The sequence below is a fragment of the Mesorhizobium sp. IMUNJ 23033 genome (assembly GCF_044778005.1).
In the GTDB taxonomy this organism is placed as follows: domain Bacteria; phylum Pseudomonadota; class Alphaproteobacteria; order Rhizobiales; family Rhizobiaceae; genus Mesorhizobium; species Mesorhizobium amorphae_A.
The window spans coordinates 98,748-115,578 of sequence record NZ_JBJACT010000020.1 but is presented as its reverse complement, the minus strand read 5'-3'; the positions used below and the strand labels follow the sequence as shown (position 1 = coordinate 115,578).

The 16,831-nt window shown below is 63.6% G+C and carries 14 protein-coding genes and 1 pseudogene; 7 read left to right on the top strand and 8 right to left on the bottom strand.

The genetic code is table 11. The annotated features are described in order from the left end of the window. Positions 1-59: 59 nt before the first annotated feature. From ACFX5Q_RS21180 to ACFX5Q_RS21165, 4 genes are all read left to right on the top strand, one after another. The gene (locus ACFX5Q_RS21180) at positions 60-707 is read left to right on the top strand and encodes a hypothetical protein (RefSeq protein WP_404281202.1); all 648 of its coding nucleotides are present in this window, start codon (positions 60-62) and stop codon (positions 705-707) included. Positions 708-738: 31 nt separating this feature from the next. Continuing rightward, the gene (locus ACFX5Q_RS21175) at positions 739-1,473 is read left to right on the top strand and encodes a 16S rRNA (uracil(1498)-N(3))-methyltransferase (RefSeq protein ID WP_404281200.1); all 735 of its coding nucleotides are present in this window, start codon (positions 739-741) and stop codon (positions 1,471-1,473) included. A gap of 105 nt (positions 1,474-1,578) precedes the next feature. Beyond that, positions 1,579-2,952, top strand: a complete 1,374-nt coding sequence (locus ACFX5Q_RS21170) for a glutamate--cysteine ligase (RefSeq protein ID WP_404281198.1) — start codon at positions 1,579-1,581, stop codon at positions 2,950-2,952. A 195-nt stretch (positions 2,953-3,147) separates the two neighbouring features. After that, on the top strand, positions 3,148-4,071 hold the full coding sequence (locus tag ACFX5Q_RS21165) for a DUF937 domain-containing protein (RefSeq protein WP_404281196.1): 924 nt from the start codon (positions 3,148-3,150) through the stop codon (positions 4,069-4,071). Between the two features lie 216 nt (positions 4,072-4,287). Here the strand turns inward: ACFX5Q_RS21165 and ACFX5Q_RS21160 are convergent, their stop codons facing one another. Then, the gene (locus ACFX5Q_RS21160; protein WP_404281194.1) at positions 4,288-4,578 is read right to left on the bottom strand and encodes a DUF1127 domain-containing protein; all 291 of its coding nucleotides are present in this window, start codon (positions 4,576-4,578) and stop codon (positions 4,288-4,290) included. A 177-nt stretch (positions 4,579-4,755) separates the two neighbouring features. Here ACFX5Q_RS21160 and ACFX5Q_RS21155 point away from each other — a divergent pair, with 177 nt between their 5' ends. Next, the gene (locus ACFX5Q_RS21155) at positions 4,756-5,712 is read left to right on the top strand and encodes a LysR substrate-binding domain-containing protein (protein WP_065518175.1); all 957 of its coding nucleotides are present in this window, start codon (positions 4,756-4,758) and stop codon (positions 5,710-5,712) included. 6 nt (positions 5,713-5,718) lie between these two features. Here the strand turns inward: ACFX5Q_RS21155 and ACFX5Q_RS21150 are convergent, their stop codons facing one another. Further along, entirely contained in the window at positions 5,719-7,932 is a 2,214-nt protein-coding gene (locus ACFX5Q_RS21150) for an EAL domain-containing protein (protein ID WP_404281192.1), read from the bottom strand. A 122-nt stretch (positions 7,933-8,054) separates the two neighbouring features. Here ACFX5Q_RS21150 and xseA point away from each other — a divergent pair, with 122 nt between their 5' ends. Continuing rightward, positions 8,055-9,632, top strand: coding sequence for an exodeoxyribonuclease VII large subunit (gene xseA / locus ACFX5Q_RS21145; RefSeq protein WP_404281191.1), 1,578 nt, complete (start codon positions 8,055-8,057; stop codon positions 9,630-9,632). A gap of 8 nt (positions 9,633-9,640) precedes the next feature. Next, positions 9,641-10,745 (top strand): annotated as a pseudogene (locus tag ACFX5Q_RS21140) (P1 family peptidase). A 46-nt stretch (positions 10,746-10,791) separates the two neighbouring features. Here ACFX5Q_RS21140 and ACFX5Q_RS21135 read toward each other — a convergent pair. From ACFX5Q_RS21135 to cyoA, 6 genes are all read right to left on the bottom strand, one after another. After that, positions 10,792-11,040: a DUF768 domain-containing protein gene (locus ACFX5Q_RS21135; protein WP_192179824.1), complete on the bottom strand. Its 249-nt coding sequence runs from the start codon at positions 11,038-11,040 to the stop codon at positions 10,792-10,794. 732 nt (positions 11,041-11,772) lie between these two features. Continuing rightward, entirely contained in the window at positions 11,773-12,438 is a 666-nt protein-coding gene (locus ACFX5Q_RS21130; RefSeq protein WP_404281188.1) for an SURF1 family protein, read from the bottom strand. Positions 12,439-12,554: 116 nt separating this feature from the next. Further along, positions 12,555-12,935 carry a cytochrome o ubiquinol oxidase subunit IV gene (cyoD, locus tag ACFX5Q_RS21125; RefSeq protein ID WP_404281186.1) on the bottom strand — a complete coding sequence of 127 codons (381 nt, stop codon included), beginning with the start codon at positions 12,933-12,935 and terminating at the stop codon, positions 12,555-12,557. Continuing rightward, positions 12,932-13,558: a cytochrome o ubiquinol oxidase subunit III gene (cyoC, locus tag ACFX5Q_RS21120; RefSeq protein WP_404281185.1), complete on the bottom strand. Its 627-nt coding sequence runs from the start codon at positions 13,556-13,558 to the stop codon at positions 12,932-12,934. The genes cyoD and cyoC overlap by 4 nt, the downstream gene beginning before the upstream one ends. A gap of 5 nt (positions 13,559-13,563) precedes the next feature. Continuing rightward, complete coding sequence (gene cyoB / locus ACFX5Q_RS21115; RefSeq protein ID WP_404281183.1) at positions 13,564-15,576, bottom strand: cytochrome o ubiquinol oxidase subunit I; 2,013 nt, start codon at positions 15,574-15,576, stop codon at positions 13,564-13,566. 15 nt (positions 15,577-15,591) lie between these two features. Continuing rightward, entirely contained in the window at positions 15,592-16,764 is a 1,173-nt protein-coding gene (cyoA, locus tag ACFX5Q_RS21110) for a ubiquinol oxidase subunit II (protein ID WP_404281181.1), read from the bottom strand. Positions 16,765-16,831 lie beyond the last annotated feature (67 nt).

Below are 16,831 nucleotides of genomic sequence, written 5' to 3'. Positions count from 1 at the left end.
CAACGAGCGATATCATGGCGCCAGCATTGCAGCCAAGATGCGCATTCGGGGAGTAAGCTATGCCACTGCAGAACCGGGTCGATCCGTTCGGCGCCATCCACGCCGTGCCCGAACGCGGGATGTTCACCGGCAATCGCGGCATCATCCATGACCCCGATACGAAGACGCTGCTCAAGAAACGCTGGGCCTTGCCGGCCTGGATCATCTGCGTCTGCCAATTCCGCAATGCGCGGCGCGAACCGATGGGCCGCAACCGGCCGGGTGGCAAGCTAGGCTGGACCGAACTGTTCTTCCTCGACGAGGTGACGGCGCTCGCCGCCGGGCATCGGCCCTGCTTCTTCTGCCAGCGCGAGAGGGCAAAGGATTTCGTCGAACGCTTCGGCGACGCTTTCGGTATCGCCGAGCCGCGCGCGCCTCAGGTCGACAAGCGGCTGCACAATGAGCGGCTAGCCTCGGGCGGCAAGCCGCTGTCCATCGAGTTGGAGGACCTTATCGGCCTTCCGGACGGGACGATGGTCGCGGATGGCGCCTCTGCCTATGCCCTGCGCGGCGGCAAGGGGCTTCGCTGGTCGTTCGCGGGCTATGGCGATGCGAAGGACCTCGACAAGATGGCCAGCCGAACGCTTGGCCTCGTCACGCCGGCGACCACCATTTCGGTGCTGCGGCAAGGCTATTTGCCTGTCTGGCACCCTTCCGCCGATACTTGACGGCAACCCTCGCCTCGCCCATTCCTCGGCGATGCGCGTCAATTACAAGATGCAGCGGCTGTTCGTGGCCGACGATCTCGGAGCAGACATCGAATTCGATGCCGGGCAGCAGCAAAGCCATTACCTGATGCATGTGCTGCGGCTCGGCGAAGGCGCCGAGATCCTGCTGTTCAATGGCCGCGATGGCGAGTGGTCGGCGGTCGTCGGAGCAAAGTCGAAGAAGGCGGTGCGGCTCAAGGTGCTCGCCCTGCAGCGGCCGCAGCCGCCGCTGCCCGATCTCGTCTACTGCTTCGCCCCGCTGAAGCAGGGACGGCTCGACTATCTGGTGCAGAAGGCGGTCGAGATGGGCGCCGGCATCCTGCAGCCGGTCATCACCCAGCACACGCAGGTAGCAAAGCCCTCCATTGATCGGCTGCGTGCCAATGTCGTCGAGGCGGCCGAGCAATGCGGCATACTGGCGGTGCCGGAGGTGCGGGAGGCCGAGAAATTCGAACGCCTGCTCGGCGGCTGGGACAGAGAGCGGCGGCTGATCTTCTGCGACGAGGATGCCTCGACCAACAATCCGCTGCCGGCGCTGCAAGGGTTGAGGGAAAGGAAGCTCGGGCTGCTTGTCGGGCCGGAAGGCGGCTTTTCCGATGACGAGCGCAAGATGCTGCGGGCACTGCCATTCGTCACCGCCATTCCGCTCGGGCCTCGCATCCTGCGAGCCGACACGGCGGCGGTGGCGGCACTCGCGGTGATGCAGGCGACGATTGGGGATTGGTGATCAAATCCTGTTGAGGCGTGGCTCAGGATTTTTCGCTTGATCGGCTGCTGACATTTCGTCCATTTAGCGCCGGCGGTTGTTCCGCCGCTTCCGGAGGGGCCTTTTATGGCGCGCGACACAACCGATTTCCGGCCGATCGAAGGCGTCGACGAACTTGTCGAGCACCTGGCCGAAGGCAACAAGCCACGCGACAAATGGCGCATCGGCACCGAGCACGAGAAATTCCCCTTCTATGTCGACGGCAACGCGCCGGTGCCTTATGGCGGCGAGCACGGTATCCGCGCCATCCTCGAAGGCATGCAGGAAAAGCTCGGCTGGGATCCGATCATCGATGACGGCCGTATCATTGGTCTGGTCGAACCGACCGGTCAGGGCGCGATCTCGCTGGAGCCCGGCGGCCAGTTCGAACTGTCCGGCGCGCCGCTGGAGTCGATCCACCAGACCTGCCGCGAGGGCAACGCGCATCTGGCGCAGGTGCGCGAGATCGCCGAGCCCATGGGCATCCGCTTCCTCGGCCTTGGTGGCAGCCCGAAATGGTCGCTGCCCGACACGCCGAAAATGCCGAAGTCGCGCTACGAGATCATGACGCGCTACATGCCGAAGGTCGGCTCGAAGGGCCTCGACATGATGTACCGCACCTGCACGATCCAGGTGAATCTCGACTTCGAGAGCGAAGCCGACATGCGCCGCAAGATGCAAGTGTCGCTCAAGCTGCAGCCGCTGTCGACGGCGCTGTTCGCCAACTCGCCCTTCACCGAGAGCCGGCCGAACGGATTGCAGAGCTGGCGCGGCGACATCTGGCGCGACACCGACAACCAGCGCTCGGGCCTGCTCGAATTCTGTTTCTCGCCCGACTTCGGCTTCGCCGACTATGTCGAATGGGCGCTCGACGTACCGATGTATTTCGTCATCCGCGACGGCCACTATCACGACATGACGCACGTCACCTTCCGCCAGTTCATGGCAGGCGCGGCGCGCAACGAGGTGCCCGACGGGCTGCCGACGATGGGCGACTGGGCGAACCATCTGTCGACGCTGTTCCCGGACGTCCGGCTGAAGCGCTTCCTCGAAATGCGCGGCGCCGACGGCGGACCGTGGCGACGTATCTGCGCCCTGCCTGCCTTCTGGGTCGGGCTACTCTATGACGAGGCGGCGCTCGACGCGGCCGAGGCATTGACCTCGAGCTGGACCTACAAGGAGGTCCTGGCGATGCGCAATGTGGTGCCCGAGCACGGCATTGCCGCGCCCTTCCGCAACACGACGCTGCGCGAGATCGCCCGCGACGTGCTGGTCATTTCGCGCATGGGACTGAAGAACCGCGGCAAGAAGAACCGCGACGGCTATGACGAGACCTCGTTCCTCAACACCCTCGACGAGGTCGTGGCGCGCGGCACCACCAGCGCCGAGGAAATGCTTTCGGCCTACCACACGCGCTGGGGCGGCTCGATCGAGCCGGTGTTCATGGAATACGCATATTGAGCCGGCGGGGCATGGCCCGGCCGTAAAAGCCGCTTCAATCGGCGGTGGAAACAACTAGAGCGCCGCGCGTCCTCTCGGACGCACAAAGGACGCTCTAGCACTTTGAATCTACGCATCGTGCTTTCCGAAAATCGATTCCGATTTTCGGGCCGATGCGTTAGGTTTCTCCCAAGAGGATTTCCGGAGGAGAGACCTATGCCTTCCTTGTTCGACATATTGGCGCAAGCCCAGAACGGCAACGGCATGCAGGCGCTTGCCCAGCAGTTCGGGCTTTCAATGCAGCAGACGCAGTCGGCGGTCGAGGCGCTGCTGCCGGCCTTTTCGCAAGGGCTGCGGCGCAACACCGCCGACCCCTATGGGCTCGGCGACTTCATGACGGCGATGGCCAGCGGCCAGCACGCCAAATATTTCGAGGACGCCACCAGGGCCTTCTCGCCGCAGGGTCTTGACGAAGGCAACGGCATTCTGGGGCATCTGTTCGGCTCCAAGGACCTGTCGCGCGCCGTGGCCAGCCAGGCGGCGCAGGCGACCGGCCTCAGCCAGCAGGTGCTGCAGCAGATGCTGCCGGCGATGGCTTCGATGATGATGGGCGGACTGTTCAAGCAGACCACCAACCAGATGCAAGCGGCAGGCGGTTTTGGCGGCGGCGGCAATCCGCTCGGCGAGATCATCGAGCAGATGATGCGGCAGGCTGGCGGCGGTGCGCAGGCGCCGCAGCAACGCCAGGCGCCGCAACCTCAGAGCCCGATGGACAACCCGCTCGGCAAAGTGCTGCAGGACATGTTCGGTGGCGCCGCGCAACAGCCTCAGGATCGGCAATCGCAACCGCAGCAGACTGAGAGCCCGTACGGCGACAACCCGCTGGGCAAGATGTTCGAGGAGATGCTGCGGCAAGGCGGTGGCGGCGGTTTCGGCATGCCGGGCGGCCAGCCCGCGCCACAGGCGCCGCAACCGCGCCAGGCACAGCCGCCGCAGGCCAATCCGAGCGGCAGGCCGAGGAACCCGTTCGACGATCTGTTCGGCAAGATGTTCGAGACCGGCGCCCAGCAGCGCGACGACTATCAGAAGGGCATGGAATCGATCTTCGACCAGTTCAAGCGCGGCATGGACCGGCGGTAAGGTCTCTCGCCAACCTAAGCTGCGTTGAGATTCAGGTCAGGCCAGCATCACTCGACCACCAGCACTCCTTAAAGAAAAGCCCGGTCCTTGGACGGACCGGGCAGGATGCAGGCAGGCCGGCGGGAAACCGGCAGGGAGTGGGAAGCCTGCGATAAACGTTGGTCGCGCCGAACCTCAAGTAGGTTCACCGGCAACCGAAACAGCAAGCAACCGCGATCAAGCCACCTTGCGGGCGATATCCTCGATCGTATCGGCCCGGTCGCTCACGATCGAACGCAGCTTCGCGGTCGGATCGCGGCCGAACGGCAAGTCGATGGCGACGTGCAGGTCGCCGCGCGTCAGGCCGATATCGGCAAGCTCGGCGTCCGACATCTCGCCGAGGCGATAGAAGGCGCGGCGGTTTTTCCAGGCTTGGTAGGCGTTGGCGACCGCATTGATCACACGCGTCGCAACGGCCGGACGCGTGGTGATGCGCGAGGTCTCGGTGGCGAAATCATACGTGGTCATGTCGATCTCCTTCAGATTCGAACAGACGAAGCCGGCCGATCGGCGCTGGAGCACAGCGCCGTTCCGGTCTCGATTCACATGCCTTCATGTGGACAATGCGAATTTGCCACGGCCCGATTGATTAATCCAACGAATGTTTCTAATCTTTAGCATCAACATCAATGATGGATTGACCCGATGAAAGCGCCGCTCGATCTCGATCAGTTGCAGACCTTCATCTCGATTGCCGACACCGGCAGCTTCACCCGCGCGGCGGAAGAAGTGCATCGGACCCAGTCGGCGGTGTCCATGCAGATGCGCCGGCTGGAGGAGCGGATCGGCAAGCCGCTGTTCGAGAAGGACGGGCGCACCAACAAACTGACGGAGGAAGGCGACAAGCTGCTCTCCTACGCGCGGCGGCTGCTTTATCTGAACCGCGAAACATTGGCCGCCTTCGACGACCGGCGGCTCGAAGGCACCATCCGCATCGGCACGCCGGACGACTATGCCGACCGCTTCCTGCCCGAGATCATGGCGCGCTTCACGCGCTCCAACCCGCGCGTCGAACTGACCGTCATCTGCGAACCAACGCCGGGCCTGGTCGAGCATATCAAGCGCGGCAATCTCGATCTGGCGCTGGTGACGCACAATGACACGCGTGGCCAATCGGAAGTGGTGCGGCGCGAGCCGCTTTTGTGGGTCACGTCGGCCAACCACGCGACGCATGAGCAGGAGATCCTGCCGATGGCATTCGGCCGGCCGAATTGCATCTGGCGGCGCGCCGCCGTCGATGTGCTCGACCGGCAGGCCCGCGAATACCGCATCCTGTTCACCAGCTTCTCGGCCACCGTCATCACCGCCGCGGTGCTGTCGGGGCTGGCGATTTCGGTGCTGCCGGAATGCGCGCTGAGGCCGGGCATGCGCGTGCTCGGCGAAGCCGATGGCTTCGGCACCCTGCCCGACTGCCGGATTGGCATCATGCGCGGCCAGACCTCGCAGCCGGAAATCGTCGATGCGCTTGCCCGCCACATCTCGGAAAGCCTCGACAACATTTCCGTGCCGCTCGGCGAAGAGACGGGAAGCTTCGATTTCGCGGCGCTTGCCTTCACCAAGATCAAGCGGACCAAGCCCAACCAGATCCTGCCAGGCTGGTAGGTGGTTTCAAGCGCGTGCGGCAGCCGGCCTGTCGTCTTCCTCTGAGGGCAGGCCCGAAAGGGCGAGCAACTGGGCCGGCTCCAGCGGCGGCGAGAGTAGAAAGCCTTGCAGTTGCCGGCAGCCCATGGCGACCAGCAGCGTCTTTTGCGCCTCGGTCTCGACGCCCTCGGCGGTGACCTCGACGTCAAGCGCGATGGCGAGATCGATCAGCGCCTTGACTATCGCCGCGGAATTCCCATCGCCGTCGAGGAGCCGCACGAAGGAGCGGTCGATCTTGAGCTTGTCGATGGCATGACGGCGCAGGTAGCCGAGCGAAGAATAGCCGGTGCCGAAATCGTCGAGCACGATGCCGACGCCCGACTGCCGCAAGGCAGCAAGGGTCGCCCTCGACGTGTCGCTGTTCTCCAAAAGCACGCTTTCGGTGATCTCGAGTTGCAGGCGCGTCGGCGCCAAGCCGGTTTCGGCGAGGATCGACGCAACCTGTTCGGGAAAGCCGGCGTCGCGCAATTGCAGCGGCGACACGTTGACGGCGAGCCATGGCAGTTCGGTGCGCACGGCAAAGCGGCAGGCTTCGAGCAGCACCCATGCGCCGAGCTGGCCGATCATGCCGCGTTCTTCGGCGATGGCGATGAATTGCGCGGCCGGCAATGCGCCGTGGACCTCATGCCCCCAGCGGATCAGCGCTTCCGCGCCGAGGATGGCCTTGCCGTTGGTCGCGAAGACCGGCTGGTAGGCCAGCTTGATGCCGGTTCCGCCATTCAGCGCCTTGCGAAGCTCGCTCTCGACCTTGCGCTTGCGCAGCAGGAGGTCGTCCATGTCGCCGGCAAACACCTGATGCCGGCCGCGGCCGTTCTTCTTGGCTTCGTAAAGCGCGATGTCGGCCTTGCGCAGCAGATCGTCGGCATCGGCATCGGCACCCGACGAGAGCGAAATGCCGATGCTAGCGCTGACGAAGACCTGGTCGTCCATCAGCTTGAACGGCTCCTGCAGTTTCTGCTGCAGCCGCTCGGCGATGTCCTCGGCAGCCCTGATATCGCGGATGTCGATGAGGATCAGGGCGAACTCGTCACCGCCCAGCCGCGCCACGGTGTCGACTTCACGGACCGTGTGCTGAAGCCTGGCCGCGGTCTGGCGTACGAGTTCGTCGCCCGCCGGATGACCGAGCGTATCGTTGATGTGCTTGAACCGGTCGAGATCGATATAGAGCAGCGCCACCCTTCCCATGTCATGACCGGTCGTGAGCAGGGCGCGCCGCAGCCGGTCCTCGAACAGGGCCCGGTTGGGCAGGCCTGTAAGCGTATCGTGGAAGGCGAGGTACTGTGCCTCATCCTGGCTGGTCTGCAGCGCAGACGAGGCGCGGCGCAAGCGGCGCAGCAGAAATGCCAGCACGCTTGCCGCGAGCAGCAGCCCAACGATCAAAGCGGGAGCCGTCTTGCGCACCAGCGTCAGACCGGGGCGCTCCTGGTCCCAGCCGATATAACCAAGGATGACACCCCGCGAATCCACCAGAGGAATGGTTGCCGAGGCGGCCGGCTGCGACAGGGGCAACAGATGGGCGCTGGCCAGCAGGTACTTTTCGGCAATCCTGCCGATGACCGCGTCGTTGATGAATTCCACCGACACGTGCAGATACTCGCTGCCCGGCTCTTGGGTGAGCCGGTCCGTGCTCGGCACCAGCGGCATGACGCTGAGGATGGCGGGCTTGCCCCCAAGCGACACAAGGTCTTCGACGGCCAGCTTGACCGGCCCGTCGGACGTATCGTCCTTCGGCGGCTGGGCGATCATCGCGCGCAGCTTTTCGATGGTGGGCTGGATGGCGGGCTCGTCCTCGCTATAGACGGACGGGGCGAGCACCTTGCCCTCCCGCATGACATGGACGGGACGGTTGGCGGCATCGAGTAGGTAGACCCGATCGTGACCGTAGTAGGAATACATCCAGACACTGAGATTCTCTTCTATCCAGCTCTGGTTGCCGGCCTTGGTGTTGATCACGGAATCGTCCCAGATGGTAACGCTTTCCTGTTCGCGCACGACCGCCGCGATCTGATCCTTCAGCCCATTGGCGAAGAAGATCTTCTGCCGTTCGAGCGAGACATGATCGGCTTGGGCGGTGGCGTAGATGCCAAAGCCGACGACCATCGCCAGCGCAAAGGCGGCGAGCATCAGCACGGTCAGCGTGACCTGGTGCGTCAATGGGCTGCTGTTCGGGCGTGCGCTCATGCGTCCCTGGCCGTTTCAGTGGCCTCCAGTCAAAGCAAATTGGCCTTAAGATCGCGTTATAATATTAGCGAGGATTGATGCCCTGCCTTGACGCAGGCCAACAACCGCTCCCCAATCGAGCCATGAGCGACGCATCCGAATCACGCACCAACGCCACCGAGTACACGGTGAGCGAAATCTCAGGCGCGCTGAAGCGTACGGTCGAGGACGTCTTCGGCAATGTGCGGGTGCGCGGCGAGATATCGGGCTATCGCGGTCCGCACTCTTCCGGCCATGCCTATTTCGCGCTGAAAGACGACCGCGCCCGGCTCGACGCGGTGGTGTGGAAGGGCACAATGAGCCGGCTGAAATTCCGTCCCGAGGAAGGGATGGAGGTGATAGCCACCGGCAAGCTGACCACCTATCCCGGCAAGTCCAACTACCAGATCGTCATCGACAATCTCGAGCCCGCCGGCGCCGGCGCGCTGATGGCATTGCTGGAAGAACGCAAGCGCCGGCTGCAGGCCGAAGGCCTGTTCGATGCCAGCCGCAAACGGCGGCTGCCGTTCATGCCGCGCACCATCGGCGTCGTCACCTCGCCGACGGGATCGGTGATCCGCGACATCATCCACCGGATCAAGGACCGCTTTCCGCTGCATGTGCTGGTCTGGCCGGTCAGGGTGCAGGGCGAGACGGCCGGCGCGGAAGTGACCGCCGCCGTCAACGGTTTCAACGCGCTGGCATGGGATGGCACGATTGCGCAGCCTGACCTGTTGATCGTGGCGCGCGGCGGCGGCAGCCTCGAGGACCTCTGGGGCTTCAACGACGAGGGCCTGGCGCGGGCCGTTGCCGCCTCGCGCATTCCGGTGATTTCCGCCGTCGGCCACGAGACGGACTGGACGCTGATCGATCTCGCCGCGGATGTGCGGGCGCCGACTCCGACGGGCGCCGCCGAGATCGCCGTGCCGGTCAAGGCCGATCTCGAGGCGACGCTTGCCAGCCTCGGCGCGCGGCTCAAGGCGGCGGCCTCGCGCAATTTCGAGCGCAAGCGCCATGCGGTGCGTGCGGCGGCGCGGGCGCTCCCCTCGCCCGACCAGCTTTTGGCGCTACCGCGCCGGCGCTTCGACGAGGCGACGAGCCGGCTTGGCCGGGCGCTGTCGGTCAGCATCGAGCGCAAGCGCGCGAGGCTCGCCGGGCAGCGGCTGACGCCGGCCACGTTGTCCCGACGCATGAACGAGGCCCGCACGCTGACCGGCCGCGACCTTGCCCGCGCGCAAGCGGCGTTCTTCGCCATCGTGCGCGAACGCAGAGCGCGCTTTGCGCGGACAGTGACGAGGCTGTCGCCGGCGCCGATCGCCAGGCGGCAGAAATTGCAGGTGGATGCGCTCGCCGGACTGGCGCGGCGGCAGGATCAGGCGGTTGCCAGACAGTTGGACCGCCTCCGTGGAAAATTGACACAAGCCGATCGGCTGCTGGCGACGCTGTCGCACAAGGCGGTGCTGGCGCGCGGCTTCGCGCTGGTCAAGGGCGCCGACGGCGCGGTGATAAAGCTGGCAGCGGAGGTGGCGCCGGGGGCAGCGCTCTCACTGGAATTTGCCGACGGCAACGCGGATGCGATCGCGACCAGCGGCACGGCGCGGCCGAAGACAATCGACAAGCCGGCCGCCAAATCCGCCGCTGCCAAACCGAAGGAACCGGGCAATCAGGGATCGCTTTTTTAGAGGACGGCATGACCGGATACGATCCGCATCTTCGGACGCCATCAGGCAAGCCGCGCGCCCGCGCCTTCGGCATCCCGTTCGATGGGGCGCCGGGCACCTTCAACGCCATCACCGACGTATCAGGCGTTTCGGTTGGCTACGCGACGCTGATCTCAGGCGACGGGCCGCTTAGAATCGGCACGGGGCCAGTGCGCACGGGGGTGACCGCAATCCTGCCGCGGCCGCTCGGCGAACTCGCCACACCGGTGTTCGCCGGCGTCTTCAGCCAGAACGGCAATGGCGAACTGACGGGGTCGCACATCATCGAGGAAACCGGCGCTTTCAACCTGCCTGTAACCATCACCAACACCCATTCCTGCGGTGTTACGCGCGACGGCACGCTGCGCTGGATGAGCCAAGTGCTGCCGGCGGCACTCGACAGCGGCTGGGGCCTGCCGGTGGCGGCCGAGACCTATGACGGCTTCCTCAACGACATCAACGGCCATCATCTGTGCTTCGAACATGTCGAAGTCGCGCTCGATGCCGCTGCCGGCGGGGCGATCGAGGAAGGCAGCGTCGGCGGTGGCACCGGCATGATCTCATTCGGCTTCAAGGCCGGGTCCGGCACGGCGTCGCGTGTCGTCGCATGGTAGGACAGCCGCTACACGGTCGGCGTGTTCGTGCAGGCGAATTTCGGCAAGCGGCGCAATTTCACCCTTCGCGGCCTGCGGGCCGGGCTCGATCTCGCGGACCCGGCGATCCGCGAAGGCACGCCGCGCACTGAGAAGGGTTCGATCATCGCCCTCGTCGCCACCGACGCGCCGTTCCTGCCGCATCAGATGAAGCGGCTGGCGCGGCGGGTGCCGCTGCTTCGGTTACCACAGCTCGGGCGACATTTTTCTCGCCTTCTCGACCGCCAATCCGGAGGCCGCGCTGGCGCCGTCAGGCCGGATCGCGCGCGCCGATTTCATACCGGACGTCGATATCGACCCATTCTTCGACGCGGTGGTGCAGGGGGTGGAGGAAGCGATCCTCAATGCGCTGGTCGCCAATGAGGATATGACCGGCCACGACGGAAATTTCGTGCCGGCGCTCCCGAAGGCCTGGCTTCAGGCCAAATTCCCAAAGGGATAGGCGCCCGCAAATGGGTGCCTTGCCCGCCCTGCGGCCGGGCGGCTCGTCAGGGTTTGTTCGAATTCGCTTCGCGCTCTTCGGCCTCGGCCGCCTCTTCGAGACGCGACGCAATCAGTTCCTGGATGTCGCCGACCTCTTCCTGGATATCCTCCAGGGGTATGCCGGCCTCAGCAGCCTTGGCCGCACATTCCCTGGCAAGGGTCTCGGCCTGCTTGTCGATCTCTGCCGGCACGGGCTGGCAATGGACCTTCTCGCCAATCCACCCCTGCAAAAACTCGATCGCATGTTCACTCATACTGCTGCTTCCCTAGCGGCTATGCCGGTTGGTAATCATAAACGTCCGCATCTCGCAAAGGATGCATGTTCCCATTCCAACCGAGTCGGCCCCGCCCGGCAAGCCGGTCGTGCCCAAGGTCCACAGAGGCGAAGAAGGAAGGTTCAAGGAGCACGTTCTGACTGTTGAGGGTAATGGTACCGTTGGCTGGGATCGCTTGCGACCCTACGTGATTGTTTCTATTTGCTTTTTCCCGGTTTCAACAACCGATTTATATCACAATAGCATCACAATACGTAGCACATTTACTGCTGCTCCGCGGGCGCAACCATAGGCACGCCGTCGAAGCTACCGCCATATAGTGACATCCTCTTGCAATGTCGACTCTACGCCCCATCCTGCTTCTTTCCGCCGCGTCGGGCTGAACGCCCTCTTATCCAAAAATGAAATTGGTAGGCCCGGAGGATGCCCTATGGATATTGATTTCACTAGGTTTTTCGTGGGCCAGAATCAGAAGGCTTCCCGCATTGTTCCGTATGGTCCCGCAACCGCCTTAAAGCCGAAGGGGAACCCTCGCCCCTTCGGGCCATGAAATCATTAGCACCCCGTAATGTCCTGTACGCACTTGCCCCATGAATGCCGCGGCCGCGGAATGATACTGCGTCAAGAAACGCCGCTGTGATAGGCGACGATCCAGGTTCAGAGGCGCGCCAACCCAAGCCGATCTTGATCAACAGGCGCTAGCGCCGCCTGTCAGACCTTTTCGTGAAACAGCACAAAGACAACGGCGGCGCCCAGCACAATCAAAGCCAGCCCAAACCACGTCACGGCATAGACCAAATGGTTGTTGTGGAATGCGATCACTGTCAGACCGCCCACAGGCCATCCGCCCGGATTGGGTGTGGCGTCGGCATCAATGAAGTAGGGGGCGGCCTGAGGGATGCCCAGTGCTGCGGCGATCGCCTTGACATCTTGCGAATACCATCGGTTGGCTGCCGCATCGTTGGCACGCAGGAAGCCGCCCTTTGGCTCAGTCATACGCAGCAGGCCGTGAACCACGGTGCGATCGCCTGACGGTCGGGCTCGCTGACGCGTTGCCGGATCACGCTTGTCCGGCGGCACGAAACCCCTGTTCACCAACACGGTGAAGCCATCATCCGTCCGGAACGGCGCCATCACCCAGAAGCCGCCGCCGAGGTCGGTCACCGCCTGAACCAGCGTTTCTCGGCCATCGACGAACCTGCCCGAGACGGCAAGCTGGCGATACTCGTCATCCCCGGCGTTGATCGCCGGCCAGGCCGAAGGCCACGGGGCGGCCACGGGTGCTGCCTTGAGACGCTGGTCGACACGGTTGATCAGGTCGAGCTTCCAGACCCGGCGCTCCAGCTGCCAGATCCCAAGCGCTGAAAACCCGGCCACGCCGATGGCGAAGCAAAGCGACAGCAGTGCCCATTTCGAACGCGGTGCGCGCCGGCCCTCGCCGGGACCGGAATGCGGCCGCGTCTGCGCCTCTTCGTGCAAAGCCGGCTACGCTCTCAGGGCATCTGGCTCATGTCGTGGCCAGGCATCATGTTGATGTTCAAATGGTACATGACCCAGAGCGAGCCGGTCAGCGCGATGACCACCAGAATGAGGGTGAAGATCAGCGCCATCATGGTCCAACCGCTCTCCGAGCGGGTGTTCATATGCAGGAAGAACACCATGTGGACGACGATCTGCACCACGGCAAAAGCCATGATGGCGATCGCCGACGCCATTTGATTGCCCAGTGCGTTGCTCATGACCAGCCAGAAGGGGATAGCGGTCAGCACGACCGACAGGGCAAAGCCTGTCAGATAGCCGCGCAGCGTGCCATGATCGATGCCGTGATCCGCATGCCCGTGTTCCTTGGTGTCGGCGTGGTGTCCGGCGCTCATCGCAACATTCCCATCAGATAGACGAAGGTGAAGACGCCGATCCAGATGACGTCGAGGAAGTGCCAGAACATGCTCAGGCACATCAGCCGCCGTTGGTTCGCAGCGATGAGCCCGTGCCTGGAAACCTGGACCATCAGCACCACCAGCCAGACCAGGCCGAAGGTAACGTGCAGGCCGTGCGTCCCGACCAGCGTGAAGAACGACGACAGGAAGCCGCTGCGCTGCGGCGTCGCGCCTTCATGGATCAGATGCGCGAATTCGTAGAGCTCGATGCCGAGAAACGCGAGGCCGAACAGGCCGGTGACAGCCAGCCAGGCCTGCATGGACCCGACGCGCCCTTTCACCATCTCAAGCATGGCGAAGCCATAGGTGATGGAAGACAGGAGCAGCATGGTGGTGTTGAGCGCCACGAGCGTCAGGTCGAATAGGTCCTTGGGCGCCGGCCCGGCCGCGTAGTTGCCGCCGAGAACGCCGTAGACCGCGAACAGCATCGCGAAGATGAGGCAGTCGCTCATCAGATAGATCCAGAAGCCGAGCATGGTGCTGCTGCCGCTCTCGGCATGCCCGTGGTCGTCTTCCAGGTGGAAGTTCGTGTCGTCGCTCACATCATGCGCAAGGTCCATCGTGTTCACCCCGCCAGCGTGTTGGCCGCGAGCAGCCGCGTCCGCTCGTCCTCGACGCGCGTGACGTCGCCGGACGCAATGTGCAAGTCGCGGTCGTAGTTGAAGGTGTGCGCTATGGCGTAGCCGATCAGGGCAACGAAGCTGACGATCGCCAGCCACCAGATGTACCAGATGAGCGCCACGGCAAGCACCACACTCAACCCCGCCAGGATGACGCCGGCGCCGGTGTTTCGCGGCATGTGAATGTCGCGGAAGCCCGTCAGGGGACGCTGGTAGCCGCGCTTCTTCATGTCCGCCCAGGCGTCGCCGTCATGGATCACGGGCGTGAAGGCGAAATTATACGCCGGCGGCGGCGATGAGGTTGCCCATTCGAGCGTGCGCCCGTCCCACGGATCGCCGGTGTCATCGCGCAGTTGCTCGCGCCGCCGCACGCTGACGAATATCTGGATCAGGAAGGACACGATGCCGAGCAGGATCAGGAAGGCGCCGAATGCGGCGATGATGAACCAGATCTGCAGCGACGGATCGTCGAAGACACGCAGCCGACGCGTCACGCCCATCAGCCCGAGAACGTAGAGCGGCATGAAGGCGAACCAGAAGCCGACGACCCAGAACCAGAACGACATCTTCCCCCAGAACGGATCCAGCCGGAAACCGAACGCCTTGGGGAACCAGTAGCTGATGCCGGCGAATAGGCCGAACAGCACGCCGCCGATGATGACGTTATGGAAATGCGCGACCAGGAACAGGCTGTTGTGGAGCACGAAGTCGGCCGGCGGCACCGCCAGCAGCACCCCGGTCATGCCGCCGACTGTGAAGGTCAGCATGAAGGCCACCGTCCACATCATCGGCAGCTCGAAGCGGATACGGCCGCGGTACATGGTGAACAGCCAGTTGAATATCTTGGCGCCCGTCGGGATCGAGATGATCATCGTGGTGATGCCGAAGAACGAGTTGACGCTCGCGCCCGACCCCATGGTGAAGAAATGATGCAGCCAGACGAGATAGGACAGGATGGTGATGACGATGGTCGCATAGACCATCGAGGTGTAGCCGAAGAGGCGCTTGCCGCAGAAGGTCGAGGTCACTTCGGAGAATATGCCGAATGCCGGCAGGATGAGGATGTAGACCTCCGGGTGGCCCCAGATCCAGATCAGGTTCACGTACATCATCGGGTTGCCGCCGAAATCGTTCGTGAAGAAGTTGGTGCCGACATAGCGGTCGAGGGAGAGCAGCGCCAGCACCGCCGTCAGCACCGGAAAGGCGGCGACGATGAGCACGTTGGTGCACAGCGCGGTCCAGGTGAAGATCGGCATCCGCATCATGGTCATGCCGGGAGCGCGCATCTTGACGATGGTGCAGACGAGATTGACGCCCGATAGCAGCGTTCCCACACCAGCCACCTGCAGCGCCCATATATAGTAGTCGACGCCGACATCCGGGCTGTAGCCGATGCCCGAAAGCGGCGGGTAGGCCAGCCAGCCTGTGCGCGCGAACTCGCCGACGAACAGCGACATCATGACGATGACCGCGCCGCCGGCGGTCATCCAGAAGCTGAAATTGTTGAGGAAAGGGAATGACACGTCGCGCGCGCCGATCTGCAGCGGGACGACGAAATTCATCAGACCGGTGACGAGCGGCATCGCCACAAAGAAGATCATGATCACGCCATGCGCGGTGAAGATTTGGTCGTAGTGATGGGAATTGAGGTAGCCCTCGGAGCCGCCGAAGGCCATCGCCTGCTGAAGCCGCATCATGATGGCGTCGCTGAAGCCGCGCAGCAGCATGACGATACCGAGCACCATGTACATGACGCCGATGCGCTTGTGGTCGACACTGGTGAACCATTCACGCCACAGATAGCCCCAGAGCCGGAAAAAGCTCAGCGCGCCGACAAGGGTGATGCCGCCCAGCGCGACGACAACGAAGGTTGCCACGACGATGGGCTCATGGAGCGGAAGCGACTCGAGAGTCAGGCGGCCGAAGATCGCCTTGAGAAGTGCGGGATTGTCGAACATGTCTTGCGTGGCGCCTCAGGAGTTGAATGGCGACCGAAATGCGCCCGTTGCGGAGCGTGATGGCAGTCGGATCGACATGGGGGTTGGCCGTTGCAGACCTGCGCCGAGGATTGGCGTGAAGGTTGTCGGCAAGGCGGGTTGCGCCGCGTTCGTGGCTGCCGCCAGCGCTTGCTCTGTCGTGCATATGCTGGCGACATAGGATGGTGCGGGGCCGAAGACCGTGCCGCGCCGAGTGAACTTGTCGTACAGCAGCGGAACGGTGTTGTAGATGCCGGCCAGGCCAAGGCCGCCCTTGGCGTCGATCTGCGTCATCTCACTCATGCACATCTTGCCGGGCTCGACGCACATGTTGAGGATCGCCTTGTACAGGTCTGACTGGACGGAGGCGTAGCGGCGTGCCGGCTCGTTCTCGCTGGGCCGCTCGAGCTCCAGATAGCTGCTTCGGTCGAGCTTGCCGCCGCCGTCTTTCGCCTTCGCAACCCATGCCTGGAAGTCAGCGTCGTTCAGCCCGTGGAACGCGAAGCGCATCCCGGAAAAGCCGGCGCCACTGTAGTTGGCGGAGAAACCCTCATAGTCGCCGGATTTGTTTATGACGGCGTGCAGCTTCGTTTCCATGCCCGGCATCGCATAGATCTGTCCGGCGAGAGCGGGGACGTAGAAGGAGTTCATCACCGATGCTGAGGTGATGCGGAAGGTGATCGGTCGATCGACCGGTGCGGCGAGTTCATTGATCGTGGCGACGCCGTATTCCGGGTAGATGAACAGCCATTTCCAGTCGAGGGCGACGACCTCGACCTCAAGCGGACGCGCGCCCAGCGTGAGCGACTGGCCGGCAGCGACACGGCCGATCGGCCGATACGGGTCCAGAAGATGCGTACCCATCCAGGTTACCGCGCCAAGACAGATGATGATCAGCAGCGGCACTGCCCATATGACGAGTTCGAGATGGGTCGAATGGTCCCAGTCCGGCTCATAGCGCGCCTCGCGGTTCGACTGGCGATAGCGCCAGGCGAAGAATATGGTGAGCGCCATCACCGGTATGATGACGATCAGCATCAATGCCGTAGATACCACCAACAGGTCGCGCTGCTGCGCGGCCACGTCGCCAGACGGGTTCATGACCACCATGCTGCAGGAACCGAGCGATGCCAGCAGGGGCAGCAGGACGAGGGTGCGAAGACGGCTCAATGGATGACCTGTCGGTTGTTCCCCCAAGTGCTAGCTGCACTGCCGCAATGAAGGCATTGGACAATTT